We start from the raw sequence: 16,322 nt of genomic DNA, 5'->3' as shown, positions 1-16,322 counted from the left end.
GCGATACACATAGCCTCTTTCGTTGATTAGGCTGGCGTCATTTCATTGGAAATATTTCGAATTGCCGTAATTAATGATTGAATACCATTTTGGCGAGATTCGCTGAGCTGACTGGGTAAGCCTGTTTGTTCCAACAATTCATTGAAGTCGAATTCCATAATTTCTTTCGCTGTTTTTTGCTCAATAGCCGCTAATAAAATCGCAAAAAGCCCTTTTACAACACGACCTTCACTGTCACCATAGAAATGGAAAGTTTCATCATCATTGAGTATTGCACCAATCCACACTCGGTTTTCACAGCCTTTCACTTCTTGAGTTTGTTGCTTCTCATCATCAGTTAGTGTCGGTAATTGTCTCGCTAATTGGATAAGCAAACGGTACTTATCTTCCCAGGCTTTATGTGCGGAAAACTGTTCAACTATTTCCTGAATTTTAATCTCTGTACCAAAAGGGTGCGGAGCAAGCTCATATTTAGTCGAAGTCATTAGGCTTCCTTTTTATCTTTAGTATTGATTTAGTCATTGAGTATTGAAAGTGAGCGAGTGACTGCATTAATAAGTTTATCAATATCTTGTAGGTTATTATATGGCATCACAGAGATGCGTATGCAGCCACTAATATTCAAGGCATCCATTAAAGGTTGAGCACAATGTTGCCCATAGCGTAATGCAATATGCTGTTCAGTCAAGAGCACACCTAAATCGCTATGGTGAATACTTTCAAAATTGAATGAAAGTAATGGTGAATTAGGCACACTATAACCAATAAAACCAGGAATGCGTGAGAGTTTTTTATTGGCTTGTTCGATAAGTGAGCAAGTATAAGCTTCTGCTTGTACTAAATCGATAGATTGAATCCACTCAAGAACGGCTGAAAAAGCAATAACCCCAGCAATATTAGGTGTGCCTGCTTCAAAACATTGAGGAATGGGGGCTGGCGTGAAACCTTCAAAAGTCACCTCAGTCAACATTTTTCCCCCGCCGTGCCAAGGCACCATGGCTTCTAATAATGCTGTTTTTCCATAACAAACACCGAGGCCTGTAGGGCCATACAGTTTATGGGCGGAAAAAACATAAAAGTCGATATCTTCAGCACTAACATCAATAGGGCAGTGTACAGCGCCTTGGGCGCCATCAACGATAACCAGGGCACCTATTTGGTGGGCGAGATGAGTGATTGCCGATAAGTCAGGCTGAAAGCCAGTGACGTTCGACATTTGTGTAATAGCAATGGCTTTGGTTTTGTTATTTAGCAGTGATTTTAGCGTTGCTAAACTGAGTGAGGCACCTTGTTCGATGGGCCATTTTATAATTTTAGCGCCAGTTTGCTTAGCAACTATCATCCAAGGTAATAAATTTGAATGATGTTCTATTTCGCTGACAATGATTTCATCACCTGCTTGTAAGATTGGCCGAAAATAACTCTGAGCAATCAAATTAATCGACTCGGTGGCACCTCGTGTCCAAATTATATTATTTTCACTGGCGGCATTAATAAATTTTGCCGTTCGAATACGGCCTAATTCATAGTCGCGAGTTAATTTTAATGACTCTGGTGATTGACCGCGGTAAACCGAGCTACCAGATAAGCGGTAGTAATTATTTGAAGCCTCAATCATTGCAATCGGTTTCAATGCAGTTGCTGCACTATCAAAAAATAATGTTGAGGAATTTATTGCAGGAAATAATTGGCGAAATGCGGTAGCGCTAAAATGATCCATGGGTTCTTTCTTTTTAGTCAATAATTATCTGTGTTATCTGATAGTTGTGGGTATTGTCTACAGAGATGTACATTTATCCGTACATTATTGATTATTTTTTGATTAATTTAAACTTGTCATTTTCAATCAAAACATTGAAATATTTTGTTACGTTTGGTATTACTTATTAGCAATATCAAAAGTAAATTTTCTTGGGTGATTCAGTGTATTGCACCGCAAAGTAATCCTTTTTGTTTGAGAGTTCTTTTTTAGAAAGCATAAACTGAATTATTTTCAGGAATTATCTTAAATATCTAACTTAAAGTTTTTTCGGTACACTAGTAATTATCTGTAGCTATTTGTATTTACTAAGTTAAATTTTTCATTTGTCCTAAGTAAATACCAGTAAAAAAATCAAAAAAAAGCACCGCGTTTTGGCGGTGCACTATAAAAAATCACTATGGACAGACAGGGTAAATGTACAGGAAGTGAAAAAAACAGTAGCAAAAGCTACAAAGTCTGGTTCAACCAGACAACTTGCAAACACAACATCACAACCACAAAGCCAAAAGTTTCAAAGTAACTAAACTCTGTAACTTTTCGTTCCGGCTTAGGAAGTGCGCATACTATAGGTATTTACTGGCAGATCCTCAAGGGACAAATTATAATGCTTCGGATGAAAAAAACTAATGCATAACGAGATGCCGAGTAGAAGTGATTATGTCTAAAAGATTACCGCCACTGAATGCGCTGAGAGTGTTTGACGCTGCAGCCCGTCATTTAAGTTTTACTAAGGCAGCAGAAGAATTATTTGTCACCCAAGCAGCCGTGAGTCACCAAATGAAAAGTTTGGAAGACTTTCTTGGGTTAAAGCTATTTCGTCGGCGTAATCGCTCGCTACTTCTTACGGAAGAAGGGCAAAGTTATTACCTTGATATTAAAGAAATATTTTCTTCTTTAAATGAAGCAACACGTAAGTTGCAAGCGAGAAGCGCCAAAGGTGCATTAACGGTGAGTTTATCACCCAGTTTTGCTATCCAATGGTTGGTACCTAGGCTTTCAGGGTTTAACCAAGCTTACCCAGGTATTGATGTCCGCATTCAAGCCGTTGATAGAGAAGAAGATAAACTCGCAGATGATGTGGATGTAGCGATTTTTTATGGTCGAGGAAATTGGTCTGGTTTAAGAACTGATAGGCTTTACGCTGAATATTTAATGCCAGTTTGTGCACCGTCATTAATGACAGGGGAAAACCAACTAAAAAATCCAGAAGATTTAGCAAAACATACACTGCTTCATGATTCTTCTCGAAGAGACTGGCAAGCGTATGTTAAACAGCTAGAGCTACAGAATATAGTGAATGTACAACAAGGGCCGATTTTCAGCCATAGCGCGATGGTGATTCAAGCGGCAGTACATGGACAAGGTGTTGCATTAACCAATAATGTAATGGCAAAGAATGAAATTGACGCAGGGCGTTTGGTTTGTCCCTTTAGCGAGGTGTTAGTTAGTAAAAATGCGTTTTATTTAGTTTGCCAAGAAAGCCAAGCAGATTTAGGCAAAATAGCTGCATTTCGTCAGTGGATCCTTGCGCAAGCAGCGAGTGAACAAGAAAAATTGGGTTTTATTACGGGTGACCAAGATGTGGCGCTTATTCAGTAATCAAGTATTTAAACAAAAGGTGTTACTGTGAATAGTCGTTTGATGTTAATTTTCGCTGGAATTAGTGGCTTTTTTACTGTTGCTTTTGGGGCTATTGGTTCTCATGCGTTATCGTCAATTATGAGTGTCCATCAAATGGACTGGATTGAAACTGGATTGCGTTATCAGATGTTGCACACTATTGCATTAATGGTATTAGGCGCAATTTTATTACGTAAAGTGATCCTATGGTTTTATTGGTCAGGTGTTTTTTTCTCTGTTGGGATACTTCTTTTTAGCGGTAGCCTTTATTGTATGGCCCTATTGCAGGTAAAATACTTTTCTTATTTTACGCCAATAGGGGGAGTTTGTTTCCTGATTGGTTGGTTGTTAGTAGTTATTGGCGCTATGCGTCTAAGGAAATCGGCGTCACGTAATGAGTAATAAAATTGCACTTTATTGTCGACCAGGCTTTGAAAAAGAGTGCGCAGCAGAGATTACGGATAAAGCAGGGCAAAAAGAAATTTATGGTTTTGCCCGTGTAAAAGAAAATAGTGGTTATGTCATTTTTGAGTGCTACCAAGCTGAAGATGCAGACACTCTCGCCCGTACATTGCCTTTTCGTGAGCTAATTTTTGCTCGCCAAATGATTGTGGTTGGTGATTTATTAAAAGACTTGCCACCTGAAGATCGTATCACCCCAATAGTCAATGCGCTAAGCCAACAAGTGGTGAGAGCAGGTGATATTCGGGTGGAGGTCGCAGATACCAACGAATCCAAAGAACTGATGAAGTTTTGCCGTAAATTTACGGTGCCTTTACGTAATGCGTTGCGTAAAGAAAAAATCTTACTTCCACTTGAGAATTTCAAAAGACCCGTGATCCACGTGTTTTTTATTGCACCAGGTTGCTGTTATACGGGATATTCATATACCAATAATAGCTCAAATTTTTATATGGGTATTCCGCGTTTAAAATTTCCATCAGATGCGCCCAGCCGTTCTACCTTGAAGTTAGAAGAAGCATTTCACGTCTTTATTCCTTATGAAGAGTGGGATGAGCGTCTTGCCAGTGGAATGAAAGCGGTCGATTTAGGCGCTTGCCCTGGGGGCTGGACTTATCAACTAGTGAAACGTAGCATGATGGTTCATGCGGTTGATAATGGCCCGATGGCAGAAAGTTTGATGGATACAGGGCAAGTTACTCATCACCGTGTAGATGGTTTTAAGTTTCAACCTTCATCACAAAACATTACATGGTTAGTGTGTGATATGGTTGAAAAGCCAGCAAAAGTGGCTGCATTGATGACGGATTGGTTAGCTCAAGGTTGGTGCCGCGAGGCCATATTTAACCTAAAACTGCCAATGAAAAAGCGCTATGAAGAAGTCTCACACATATTAGAAAAGATGCAGGTGCTGCTGAAAGAACGGGGTGTAAACGTGCTAATCCAAGCTAAGCAGCTTTATCATGATCGTGAAGAAGTGACTGTGCATGTGATGCGTGTTTGGTCAGCAAACCCAATGGCGCGTGAATATTATTAATTTATAAAACTAATAAGAAAGGCCACTAATTAACTCAGAGGCCTTTTTATTTTGATCAGTTGCTTATATAACGTAGCTGGTTTAAATTTCCTTGCAGTGCAATATCCGTTCTTAATGTGGCAATATCGCGGCAAATTAATGCGATTTCTTGTTGGTTAACTAGTTTTTTTTGCCATTTTTCTTCCAGTTTATCTAAATTCGCAAATAAGTTTTCGATAGAGTGATATTGCTGCAATAGTATTGCCGCACTTTTCGGGCCAATACCTGCGACACCTGGAACCTTACTGCTACTGATCCCCGCAAGTCCCCAATAATCAGGAAGTTGTTCAGGAGAAACGCCAAATTCCTTTTCGATAAAAGGAATATCTAGCCAGCGTTTTTGGAAATAATCGCGAATGCGTAGATTAGGCGAAAGCAGTTGACAGTAGCCTTTATCGGTGGAAACGATGGTAACAGTGTGCCCAGCTCCCGCGATACGCGTTGCTAACGTGGCCGCTAAATCATCAGCCTCATCCCCTACAGATTGCCAACAGTGAATGCCTTTTTCTGTAAATAAAGCCATTAGATCAGGAAGCTCAGCGTGTAAATCTTCAGGCATCGGCGACCGACCTGCTTTGTAATCAGGGAGTTTTTCATGACGCCAGCTTTGATGGCGACCTTCTTCATCAAACACCGCGACAATGTGTGTGGCATCTGTATGAGTGAGCAACTGTGATATCGCAGATAGACAGGTTTCTCCACACGGGCTTCCTTGCACCGCATGGATACGGCGTATTAAATTTAATGCATCAATAATTAATAAATGGATCATAAATACGCCATTACAGATTTATTTCACGATTTCATAGCAAGGCTCATATGCAGTGCCACCTGGCAATTTCATTCGATGTTGTTCAACAAAGCCTTGGAGTAACACATCCATACGCCTCATGAGATCGCTATCACCGTGAATTTTGAATGGGCCATGTTTTTCAATGGCTTTCATACCAAATTCCTTCACATTACCTGCAACGATACCAGAGAACGCACGGCGTAAATCTGAAGCCAATTTTTCAGGTGCTTGCCCTGGATGAAGGTTCAGTGAGGCCATGTTTTCATGTGTTGGTTCAAACGGATGCTGCAAGTCGTGCGCAATTTTAATTGACCAGTTGAAGCTGTATGCATCGCCTGTGCTACGGCGATTCTCTTTCACTTGTGGCATGCTTCTTTTCATCACACGCGCCACTTCTTGAGCATCATCGATAATGATTTGATAGTGTTTGCTCGCTTCATCCCCTAAAGTATGTCGGATAAAATCATCGAGGACTTCAAAGTATTCAGCGCTTTCTTTCGGACCCGTTAAAATAAGCGGGAGAACTTGCTCTTTATTGGCTGGATCCATCAAGATGCCCAGCAAATACAGCAGCTCTTCAGCGGTACCAACGCCACCTGGAAAAATAATAATACCGTGACCTAAACGGACGAACGCTTCTAACCGTTTTTCAATGTCAGGCATAATAATTAACTCGTTAACTAATGGGTTAGGTGGCTCTGCTGCGATGATTGAAGGTTCGGTTAAGCCAATGAAACGGCTATCTTTATACTGTTGTTGGGCATGACCAACAGCTGCACCTTTCATTGGGGCTTCCATCGCACCAGGCCCACAGCCCGTACAGATATTCAGTTCACGTAAACCCAGTTCGTTACCAACTTTACGGCCATATTGATATTCAATTTCATTTATTGAGTGGCCGCCCCAGCAAACTATCATGCTTGGGTCATCATCAATATGTAATGCACGAGCATTGCGTAGGATAGAGAAAATCATATTGGTGATGTGCGTGCCATTTTCCGTATCAAAATGGAGTTGCTCTTTAGCTTGGTTTATTTGCGCGTGAACGAATAAAATATCGCGTAAAACTGCAAATAAGTTAGCTTGCAAAGTACGAATAATTTTCCCGTCAACAAATGCTTTTTCTGGTGGCTCGATAAGCTCAAGTTTTACACCGCGTTCACGACGTAATACGTTGATATCAAAGTCTTTGCTTTTTTCTAGTAGCTCTTTACTGCTATCAGTAAGGCTTCCAGAATGTAAAACCGCGAGTGAGCAGTTTCTAAATAACTGGTATAAATCGCTACTTGCAGTGCGTTTAAGCATGTCAACTTCAAGCTGCGAAAGTAGATCCATAGATCCTAATGGACTGATATGCGTAATCAAGTAGTACTCCTTTACCCCATGGGTTCTTGATAGGTGAATTGTACCGCAAATACACTAGTGCATTTACTTTTCAACTGTTTTTCAAGCATTTTTTAACTACATGTGTACTTATTGGCGAGCCAAACGACCAAGTTCAGGTTCAAAAATTTCATTACTACGCCATGGGTTAATGTCCAGCCCCCCGCGGCGGGTATAACGCGCGTAAACACTCAATTTTTCGGGTCTACACAGTTGCATAATGTCGTTAAAAATTCGTTCAACACACTGCTCATGAAACTCATTATGATGGCGAAACGAAACCAAATAGCGTAAGAGCGCTTCATGATTGATTTTAGGACCATGGTAGTGGATTTGTACAGAGCCCCAGTCAGGTTGATTTGTAATCAAACAATTCGATTTTAGCAAATGACTGACTAATGTTTCTTCAACAATCGGTTCTTGAGTACAACCCGCTAGATAGTCACGATTAAACTCGTACTGTTCGATAGTAATGTCTTGCTCATCAATACACAGCCCTTTAAAGGGTAAGATTGGCTGATGAGAAAAAGCCTCTAGCTTATGAAGTGTAACGTCAACTTTGCCATTAGCACAGTGGCTTAAGTCATTTTGCAAAACGCTTCGCACATTTTCCCAAGTTTCAAAGCGAGTTTGATTAAAGCTGTTGAGATAGAGCTTAAAACTTTTAGACTCAATCAGGTTGTCACTTGTTGCATCCACACTGATTGAACCAATAGCCACTTGGGGAACGCCACTTTGATTTAGCCAAGAAAGTTCATATAAGGTCCAAATATCAGCACCATGAAATGGCAGTGAATTTGCATAAATATCCAGTGGATCACGGTTTAAGCTCCTAGGGACGGGCTGCAGTAGCGAGGCATCGTATTGGTCGTGATACGCCGTTTTTTTCCCGAGGGTTAAATTGTCAAGAGCGGGATTGTTCTGGTAGTGTGACATAGTGATCCTTATACTTCATAAACAAAATGAGGCTAAAAGGCGCAATGAGTACATTTTATTCGCCTGCAAACATCTGTCATAATACCATTTATCCATCATATTGACGTCTTTCAATTTAGGCTAGCCGTAAAAATTACGTAATTATGAATACAATACTCTCTCAAGCGTTACAGCGTTTTACTCAAAACTATATTTCAGCGTGGGAACAACAAACGGGGTTACCACCTGCATCTGTTGATTTATATGGTATTCCTTCTCCTTGTGTCGTGAGAACAGGCGAGAACTGGGTCTATTGGGAACCGCAAGCATTTCCCATTAAGGATGCACATTTAAATAAAGTCGCTACGGCATTGGATATCAGTTTACAGGACGATATTCATCACTTTTATACCACTCAGCTGGCTGGGGATATGAAAGCCACATTTCGTGATATTACCTTAAGTTTGGTACAAGTATGGAATGAAGAGGATTTTATTCGCTTACAAGAAAATTTAATTGGGCATTTAGTTACTCAAAAGCGTTTAAAGTTATCGCCAACTCTGTTTATTGCCACAATAGACTCTGAAATTGAAATGATCTCGTTGTGTAATTTGACAGGGGAGGTGATCTTAGAAAAATTTGGTAGCCAAGAGCGGCGCGTACTTTCACCAAATTTAGCGAGTTTTATTGGAGAGTTACTCCCTGTTGTTGAGCTTCAGGAGTAAGTATTTTAGGATAAATGTTGTAAGTCAGGACTTACAATTGGGTTAAGTAATTTCTCAAAGTTATTTAATTTTATTTAAATGATAATTAATTAACTTTTAATATCATGACGTTACTACCAATAATGGAAACGCCGCTTTTTAAAATTAATTTTTGTTTGCTCAGCTAGGTTGTTTCATTAATAGATTTAATACATTCTTATGCCGCTGGACAGGGTAAGTTCGTTTAGCTTTTTATACATCGTAATGTATAAAAAATGAAAAAACCAAAGCGATGGACTGCTTAATAGGCAGGAACAACCTATTAAATTGTTTTATTCAACAGGATGTTGAACGACAGGATGTCGTTTTGCAGGATGCATTAAAATCTAAAATGTGATGTTAAGCCAGTCGGCCTGATTTAGGCCGGCTGGCTTTTTTTGTTATTCTAGCTTGTAATCAACGGATTGTTACTTCGTTGAGTTCGCACTGAGTGATGCAATAATTTCTTGGCTCATCGCATCACGAAGTGCTTCACGTCGACGAAATTCAGCACGACGCTGGCTTTTCACGGATTCTATATCACGAACTGGCTCTTGTAATGGAAGCTGGTACCAACCATCAGATGATAATGTTGCACTACATTCTTGCCAAAAAGTATCATAGCTCGATTTTAAATGTTGGCTCTTAATATGGCTATTGTTTGAAATGCCTTGGATTGATGTCACTTTGAAATAGGTCGCGACAGCATAAACAGCAGACATTAATAGGTTTTTGGGCCTCATACCATGCATTTGTTTGGTGATTAGGCGAACCTGCTCAACACTTTGGTCGGTTGATGGGCCTTGCAGTGAGCAAACATAGAGTTGCCCTTCAGGCCCAAAAGAAAAACTCATTAAATAGATATCATCACCCGTTTCATTACGCAGGTGTAAGGTAAGATCGCCTTCTCTTGGGTATTGAGAATAAATCAAGGTGAGCTGTGCAAAATCACCAGATTTCAGCTCAATATTTGCAACAGTTAACCCTTCACGTTTTGCCGAAAACATTTTTTCGACGGCTTTAGGGGTAAAGGTTTTTTCAATTAAATCCAGTGTATAGCTTGCTGTCAGCAATTTTTGCTTTCCACTCCAAGCTTTATGCAGATATTTATTAATTGGGCGCTCAATAAAATGGGGAACTCCGTTAATTGCAGAAGCGAGCTGAGCACTTTGATATGTCTGACACATGCCTTGGTACTGTTGATATTGCACTGAAGGGAGTTTCGCTATGCGAATTTTTCTTTTGAGCTCAACATATTTACCACTGAAGGCCTTCCATGCCTTATTTTCCTTGCGCCACTGCTTTAGTAATCCCATAGATAGACCATTTTATTGTTAATTATTTTGCTAAAATTCAATTAAAAAAAAACATTTCATTATATCCGTATACACCCTAACAAAACATCAACGAAACTTATTGAATTGAATTTATTATGAATAAATAAATGCAATAGAAGTAAACCCGCTTGTATATAAGACAGAACAACCCCATTTATCCGACAGAATCATTGGCAAAATTACAGTATATTTCGCAGCATAAAGGTTAAAAGGGTTAAATATGAACAAAGAACAACGCATTGTTGAAAAGCTTCGCCATCTCGAAGAGGAAATGAAATTAAAATTATTGTGGCGTGAGCATCCACCTGAACAGGATGCGTTTAAAAGTGTCGAGCCATTTTGTATTGATACGATGGAAGCACTGGAATGGCTACAATGGATCTTAATTCCACGTTTACAAGCGATTATTGACCAAGGTGGCATGTTACCTGCAAATTTTGCTATCGCGCCGTATTTTGAAGAAGCCTATAAGCACGATGAAGAAGAGCAATATGTGGCTCTTATCCAGCACTTGCGTGAGCTAGACAGCATCTTTTCAACTAATTCAAACGGGTGATTGATGTTAGAAATCATTTATCAAGATGAATATATGATTGCGGTGAATAAACCCGCAGGTATGTTAGTTCACCGCAGTTGGTTAGATAGCAAAGAAACTGTTTTTGTGATGCAAACATTGCGTGACCAAATTGGCCAATATGTTTATCCCATTCATCGTCTCGATAGACCGACATCAGGTATTTTATTATTTGCGTTATCGAGTGACATTGCGAGGTTGCTAGCTACTCAGTTTGAAAAACATCAGTTAGAGAAAACGTATCATGCCATTGTGCGTGGCTATCTGACAGATGAGCAAACTATTGATTACCCTTTACTGGAAGAGTTAGACAAAATTGCAGACAAACATGCCACTCGGGAGCCTGTGTTACAAGAGTGCATTACCCATTGCCGTCCAATTGCGACGGTGGAATGCCCTGTGGCCATCGGTCGCTATGAAACGGCACGGTTTAGTTTAGTCGAATTAACACCACAAACAGGTCGAAAACATCAGCTCAGGCGGCATATGTCTCACTTACGTCACCCAATTATTGGGGATAGTAAACATGGTGACTTACGCCAAAATCGAGGGGTAACAGAACATTTTTCTGTGTCGCGTCTAATGTTGCACGCAAGTCAATTAAATTTAAGTCATCCTATAACAGAAGAAAATATATCTCTGGTTGCACCTTGGGATGCACAATGGATATCACTGATTGAGCAGTTTGGATGGTCAGCACAAGTCGCTAATTTAAGTATGAAAGTTATTAATCCATCAGTTTAAATAAATTTAGAGGGAGGCGTTATGTCAAAAATAGGTATCTTTGTTGGTACTGTCTATGGCAACTCTTTAGCTGTGGCTGAAATAGCACAAGAAATCTTAGAGGAACGAGGGCATGAAGTGGTTGTCTTTGACGAACCCACTCTGAATGATTGGCAATTATACAATTCAGGAAATGAAATTGCGTTAATCGTGACTTCCTCTACAGGACAAGGTGATTTACCTGACTCTATTGCACCACTTTTTAATGAAATCAATGATGTTGTTGGTTACCAACCTGATTTACGTTATGGGTTAATTTCCTTAGGTGATAGCAGTTATGAAAGTTTTTGTGGCGCTGGGTTACGTTTTGATGAAGTGCTGACCGAACAATCAGCTACGCGTATTGGTGATATTCTTTTTATTGACGCTATTGAAGTGGATGTTCCTGAAGAGTTTGCAAAACCGTGGGTTGAAGCGTGGAGTGAATTACTTTAAGTACCTGCACCGTGGAGTAACCCTTTTCGATGCGAATTCAGGTGATTTCACGGCGCAGTAAATTATTTTGCAGGTCAGTTACTTACGAGTCAGTTTTTCTAAGTCAGCTTCAATTTCTGCAATTTTGTTTGAAACTACATGTTCTAAATGACGTAAGTCATCAAGGATTTTGTGTTTTAAATCAATATCAGTTTTATCTGTTTGGCAAATTTGATCAAGTTCTTCAATGGCATAGCGAAGGTTGGTGTTAATTTCGTGGATCTCTTTGAAATTATTACCACCATCCGCGATAGTTTTACGTTGGCGTGGGTATTTGAATTTTACACTTTTGGCAAAAAATTCCCCTTTGTCTTTACGGAAGTAAATTTTCAAAATATCGTTATTTGCTTCTTGGCGCAGGGTATAGCGGTCGATATCCTGAGGGTTACTAATGCCTAAACTTTTCAAATTATCGTACATGTTAGCTCGCTTAACTGTAGAGTCAGAGTCGGTGAACAGAATAATCGTGTGAACAGGCCGCAACAATACCAGTCTATTTCTCTTGTACTGTGCTATTGACCTAAAGACGTAAATAACATTAAGCCATTACGTAAATAGCATCATGATAATGAAAAATAAAATAATACAGTTTTATTGATGGTAAACGGCAAAAGTCACGAACATATTATGCGCGATTTCTCGAAATTGACCAACTTCTCTTTGCAATAAAACGGTGAAAAGAAAAAGGAGATGTGGGGGAGATAAGGGAACTTGGCCACCCGAGTTGCATACAGCGTATGCATTTCGGGATAGCTTCGTTTTACCAGATTACTGCTAAGTGATTCAAAAACAGCAGTAAAAGGTTCAGGAGGAGAAACTGTTAGAAAACTAGTTATTCATCAATAGTTCTTAATAATTCATTGATGCCAACTTTTCCGCGCGTTTTTTCATCCACTTTCTTGACGATGACTGCACAATATAAGCTGTAGTTACCCTCTTTCGACGGTAAATTGCCTGATACAACGACAGACCCCGCAGGAACGCGGCCATAAAAAATTTCGCCCGTTTCACGGTCATAAATTTTAGTGCTTTGCCCCAAATAGACGCCCATGGAAATCACCGAGCCTTCCTCGACAATGACACCTTCAACAACTTCAGAGCGTGCGCCAATAAAGCAGTTGTCTTCGATAATGGTTGGGTTCGCTTGTAATGGTTCTAACACGCCACCAATACCGACACCGCCAGATAAATGCACGTTTTTACCAATTTGCGCACAAGAGCCCACTGTTGCCCAAGTATCGACCATTGTTCCTTCATCGACATAGGCACCAATATTGACATAAGATGGCATGAGTACACTGTTCTTGGCGATATAGGCACCTTTACGAACCGCGGCAGGTGGTACAACGCGAAAACCTTCTTTTTCGAAGCGTGTTTGGTCGTAATCGGCAAATTTCATTGGTACTTTGTCGAAGTAGCGACTTTCAGCACCGTCAATCACTTGATTGTCTTGGATACGAAATGACAGTAAGACGGCCTTTTTTAACCATTGGTGAGTGACCCAGACACCTGCGATTTTTTCGGCAACACGTAGTTTACCGCTATCTAATAACGCGATAGTGTCCAAAACGGCTTGTTTAACGGGGGCTGAAACCGTATTTGGCGTGATGTTAGCACGGTCTTCAAATGCGTTTTCAATGATCGCTTGTAAATGCTGCATTGATTCTATTTCCCTCTTGAATAACATAAAAGTGAGCGTTCACCATAAAAATGTGATGAACGTTATATTTTATCCTTCGATTGTAGGGCTTCTGTCAACCTTTCTGATAACACTTGTTGCATTTTTTTATCGAGTGCTTTGTGTTCTTTATCTGCTAACACAAAAAAATCCTCTACTTTTTCGCCAATTGTGGTGATCCTCGCGCCGTATAAAGAAATTTCTAGCTGTGCAAAAATATGGCCAATTCTTGCCAGCAAACCGGGCTGGTCTAACGCGAATAATTCCATGTAGGTACGGCGTTCATTGGTGGAGTGCAAGAAGTTGACCTTAGTAGGAACCGTAAAATGGCGCAATTTAGAGGGCAATGTACGTTGTTTCGGCAGGGAAATTTCAGGTTGCTGTACCGCCAGTAACAACATTTTGCGTATGTGGTCATAACGGTCTTTGGCGAGCGGCGAGCCATTTGGCTCAAGGACTACAAAGGTATCCATCGCCATATTGTCTTTATTGGTGAATATTTGAGCACTGTGAATGCTTAAATTGCGACGGTCTAGTTCACTGGCTACGGCGGCAAACAGATGCGATTTATCGTGACACCAAATAAAAATTTCTGTTCCACCATGTTTCGGTTGAGTGCTGATTAGCACTAAAGGCTGAGTTAAATCATGATGTAACAGGTTTTTGGCATGCCAAGCGAGTTGCGACGGGGTGTGGCGTAAAAAATAGTCGGCATGGCAGCGTGACCACAGTTTTTGCAGTTTCTCTTCATCAATTGCAAGAGGGCGAAGCAGAGATAACGCTTGATTGCGGTGATGGCGAATGCGCTCCCGTAAATCTGGCGTACTTTGCATGCCTTGGTTGAGCTGATGTTCCGTTGATAGGAAGAGTTCGCGAATTAAGCTCTGCTTCCAGCTGTTCCATAAAGTGCTATTGGTGGCGCAAATATCTGCAACCGTTAGACACATCAAATAGTTAAGTCGAGAAACCGATTTCACCTCACCTGCAAATTGCTTGATAACATCAGGGTCTTGAATATCTCGGCGTTGAGCAGTAACCGACATCAATAAGTGGTTTTTAACAAGCCATGCAGCAAGCTCAGCTTCTTTTGCTGATAAATCATGCAGTAGCGCAAAGTCATACACAAAATCAGCGCCTAAATCGGAGTGATCCCCTGAACGGCCTTTGGCGATATCATGGAAGATAGCCGCAAGGCGTAAAATCTCAGGTTGCAGCAGTTTAGGGTAAACGCTGACACACAAAGGGTGCTCGCGACGGTTTTCTTCAAGTGTAAAACTGTCGATTTTTTGTAAAACACGGATGGTGTGCTCGTCAACGGTATAGGCGTGAAACAAGTCAAACTGCATTTGCCCAACAATGTTGCTCCAAAGCGGCGTATAGGCGCTAAGTACGCTGTGTAGGTGCATGGGAACAAATGCGCCTTTAATTGCTCGTGGGTGGCGCAGAATTTTTAGGAACAACTTGCGTGCCTCAGGGATTTCACACAGTGGCACGCTCAAGTTTCGTCGAGCAAAGCGCAGTAGACGCAATGTTGTGGAATAGATACCCGTGATGTTTGGATAGCGAGCCATTTGGTAGAACATTTTTAAAATAGCGGCAGGTTGGTTGATAAATAGGTTTTCATCGATAACATCAATTAATGTGCCGCGTAATTGAAATTGTGAATCAATCGGTCGCGGTTTTTCATTTGGTTTAAGGGTTAAAATCGCTTCATCAAATAGCTGTAATAGCATTTGATTTAGCTCCCTCACGCGGCGAGTCACACGATAAAAATCTTTCATCATGCGTTCTACAGGCTGATTTTTCTCACCGACATAGCCTAGTAAACGTGCAACGCTAAATTGGCGATCGAACAGTAAACGGTTATCGTGGCGCTTCACCACTAAGTGGAGCGCGAAACGAATTTTCCATAAAAAAGTGAGGCATTCTTTGAGCTCTTGGCGTTCTTCTTCAGTCAAAAAACCAAAACCAACCATCTCATCTACTGTGGTCGCACCAAAATGGCGCCTTCCAACCCAAAGTAAGGTATGAATATCCCGTAGGCCTCCAGGGCTGCTTTTGATGTCGGGTTCTAAATTGTAACTGGTACTATGGTAACGCTGGTGGCGTTCTTGTTGCTCAGCAATTTTTGCCGCAAAAAAGGTGGCTGATGGCCAAAAATCATCACTGAAAATGGTTTTTTGTAGCGATAAGAAAAGGGTGATATCACCGCAAATAAGCCGTGATTCGATTAAATTGGTTGCTGTTGTTAAATCGGCATTGCCTGCTTCGATACATTCAGCAAGAGAACGGACGCTATGCCCAATATCAAAGCGTAAGTCCCACAGTAACGTGATAAATTGGCCAATTTTTGTAGCGATATCCTCGGGAAGTGGTTGTTTACTGAGAATTAAAATATCAATATCAGAAAGTGGATGGAGCTCATGTCGCCCATAGCCCCCGACAGCCACAAGGGACATATTTGCTTGTTTGTCGAATTCGAAAGCCTGCCAAAGCCTTGTTAGCAAAGCATCAAGGTAATCACTGCGAACGTGAATTAAATCAACCACATTTTTACCTTGATTAAAGCTGTCTTCAAGCCAACGATCAAAATCATCAACATGTTGCCTTAAGGTAATGAGGTCAAGGTCGTGGGCAGTGAAGTGGTTTGGTGCAAGATATGTTGCAGAGGATGCCGTCATCTTTATCTTTCCGTATTGATAGCCATAAAGAAACTACGACCA

The 16,322-nt window shown here is 40.7% G+C and carries 16 protein-coding genes; 7 read left to right on the top strand and 9 right to left on the bottom strand.

The features are described 5' to 3' along the window. Positions 1 to 26: 26 nt before the first annotated feature. Together csdE and csdA are read right to left on the bottom strand one after the other, a co-directional pair. Positions 27 to 485, bottom strand: a complete 459-nt coding sequence (csdE, locus tag PR808_RS17460) for a cysteine desulfurase sulfur acceptor subunit CsdE (protein WP_206083732.1) — start codon at positions 483 to 485, stop codon at positions 27 to 29. 29 nt (positions 486 to 514) lie between these two features. Then, positions 515 to 1,720, bottom strand: coding sequence for a cysteine desulfurase CsdA (gene csdA / locus PR808_RS17455; RefSeq protein ID WP_206083733.1), 1,206 nt, complete (start codon positions 1,718 to 1,720; stop codon positions 515 to 517). Between the two features lie 699 nt (positions 1,721 to 2,419). On the opposite strand from csdA, the gene PR808_RS17450 reads away from it, so the two are divergent. The 3 genes from PR808_RS17450 to rlmM are packed head-to-tail and all read left to right on the top strand — an operon-like array spanning position 2,420 to position 4,880. After that, complete coding sequence (locus PR808_RS17450) at positions 2,420 to 3,361, top strand: transcriptional regulator GcvA (RefSeq protein ID WP_206083734.1); 942 nt, start codon at positions 2,420 to 2,422, stop codon at positions 3,359 to 3,361. A 27-nt stretch (positions 3,362 to 3,388) separates the two neighbouring features. Continuing rightward, complete coding sequence (locus PR808_RS17445; protein WP_206083735.1) at positions 3,389 to 3,784, top strand: DUF423 domain-containing protein; 396 nt, start codon at positions 3,389 to 3,391, stop codon at positions 3,782 to 3,784. Next, positions 3,777 to 4,880: a 23S rRNA (cytidine(2498)-2'-O)-methyltransferase RlmM gene (gene rlmM, locus PR808_RS17440; protein ID WP_272539792.1), complete on the top strand. Its 1,104-nt coding sequence runs from the start codon at positions 3,777 to 3,779 to the stop codon at positions 4,878 to 4,880. The genes PR808_RS17445 and rlmM overlap by 8 nt, the downstream gene beginning before the upstream one ends. 55 nt (positions 4,881 to 4,935) lie before the next feature. Here the strand turns inward: rlmM and xni are convergent, their stop codons facing one another. The 3 genes from xni to queF form a co-directional block, all read right to left on the bottom strand. Beyond that, positions 4,936 to 5,691 carry a flap endonuclease Xni gene (xni, locus tag PR808_RS17435; protein WP_206083737.1) on the bottom strand — a complete coding sequence of 252 codons (756 nt, stop codon included), beginning with the start codon at positions 5,689 to 5,691 and terminating at the stop codon, positions 4,936 to 4,938. Positions 5,692 to 5,709: 18 nt separating this feature from the next. Next, entirely contained in the window at positions 5,710 to 7,077 is a 1,368-nt protein-coding gene (ppnN, locus tag PR808_RS17430; RefSeq protein WP_206083738.1) for a nucleotide 5'-monophosphate nucleosidase PpnN, read from the bottom strand. 108 nt (positions 7,078 to 7,185) lie between these two features. Beyond that, complete coding sequence (gene queF / locus PR808_RS17425; protein ID WP_206083739.1) at positions 7,186 to 8,031, bottom strand: NADPH-dependent 7-cyano-7-deazaguanine reductase QueF; 846 nt, start codon at positions 8,029 to 8,031, stop codon at positions 7,186 to 7,188. Between the two features lie 143 nt (positions 8,032 to 8,174). Here queF and syd point away from each other — a divergent pair, with 143 nt between their 5' ends. After that, positions 8,175 to 8,735, top strand: a complete 561-nt coding sequence (gene syd, locus PR808_RS17420; protein WP_272539791.1) for a SecY-interacting protein — start codon at positions 8,175 to 8,177, stop codon at positions 8,733 to 8,735. A 446-nt stretch (positions 8,736 to 9,181) separates the two neighbouring features. On the opposite strand, the gene PR808_RS17415 is transcribed toward syd, so the two are convergent. After that, positions 9,182 to 10,069, bottom strand: a complete 888-nt coding sequence (locus PR808_RS17415) for a DUF535 family protein (protein WP_272539790.1) — start codon at positions 10,067 to 10,069, stop codon at positions 9,182 to 9,184. A gap of 241 nt (positions 10,070 to 10,310) precedes the next feature. Here PR808_RS17415 and PR808_RS17410 point away from each other — a divergent pair, with 241 nt between their 5' ends. From PR808_RS17410 to PR808_RS17400, 3 genes are read left to right on the top strand one after another with little or no spacing between them, the layout of a single operon-like run. Next, complete coding sequence (locus PR808_RS17410; RefSeq protein ID WP_272539789.1) at positions 10,311 to 10,646, top strand: YqcC family protein; 336 nt, start codon at positions 10,311 to 10,313, stop codon at positions 10,644 to 10,646. Between the two features lie 3 nt (positions 10,647 to 10,649). After that, the gene (gene truC / locus PR808_RS17405; protein WP_225818385.1) at positions 10,650 to 11,408 is read left to right on the top strand and encodes a tRNA pseudouridine(65) synthase TruC; all 759 of its coding nucleotides are present in this window, start codon (positions 10,650 to 10,652) and stop codon (positions 11,406 to 11,408) included. A 21-nt stretch (positions 11,409 to 11,429) separates the two neighbouring features. After that, on the top strand, positions 11,430 to 11,882 hold the full coding sequence (locus tag PR808_RS17400; RefSeq protein WP_272539788.1) for a flavodoxin: 453 nt from the start codon (positions 11,430 to 11,432) through the stop codon (positions 11,880 to 11,882). A 78-nt stretch (positions 11,883 to 11,960) separates the two neighbouring features. Here PR808_RS17400 and PR808_RS17395 read toward each other — a convergent pair whose 3' ends face one another. The 3 genes from PR808_RS17395 to glnD all read right to left on the bottom strand — a co-directional run bounded on the left by PR808_RS17395 (position 11,961) and on the right by glnD (position 16,280). Beyond that, positions 11,961 to 12,341, bottom strand: coding sequence for a DUF3461 family protein (locus PR808_RS17395; protein ID WP_047755916.1), 381 nt, complete (start codon positions 12,339 to 12,341; stop codon positions 11,961 to 11,963). A 412-nt stretch (positions 12,342 to 12,753) separates the two neighbouring features. Then, positions 12,754 to 13,581 (bottom strand): 2,3,4,5-tetrahydropyridine-2,6-dicarboxylate N-succinyltransferase, encoded by an 828-nt coding sequence (gene dapD, locus PR808_RS17390; protein ID WP_206083744.1) that lies wholly within the window; start codon positions 13,579 to 13,581, stop codon positions 12,754 to 12,756. A gap of 62 nt (positions 13,582 to 13,643) precedes the next feature. Further along, entirely contained in the window at positions 13,644 to 16,280 is a 2,637-nt protein-coding gene (glnD, locus tag PR808_RS17385) for a bifunctional uridylyltransferase/uridylyl-removing protein GlnD (RefSeq protein WP_272539787.1), read from the bottom strand. Positions 16,281 to 16,322 lie beyond the last annotated feature (42 nt).

Origin of the sequence: Providencia sp. PROV197, from assembly GCF_028479625.1 — a bacterium.
GTDB lineage: Bacteria > Pseudomonadota > Gammaproteobacteria > Enterobacterales > Enterobacteriaceae > Providencia > Providencia vermicola.
This window is presented reverse-complemented; position numbering and strand designations above follow the sequence as displayed.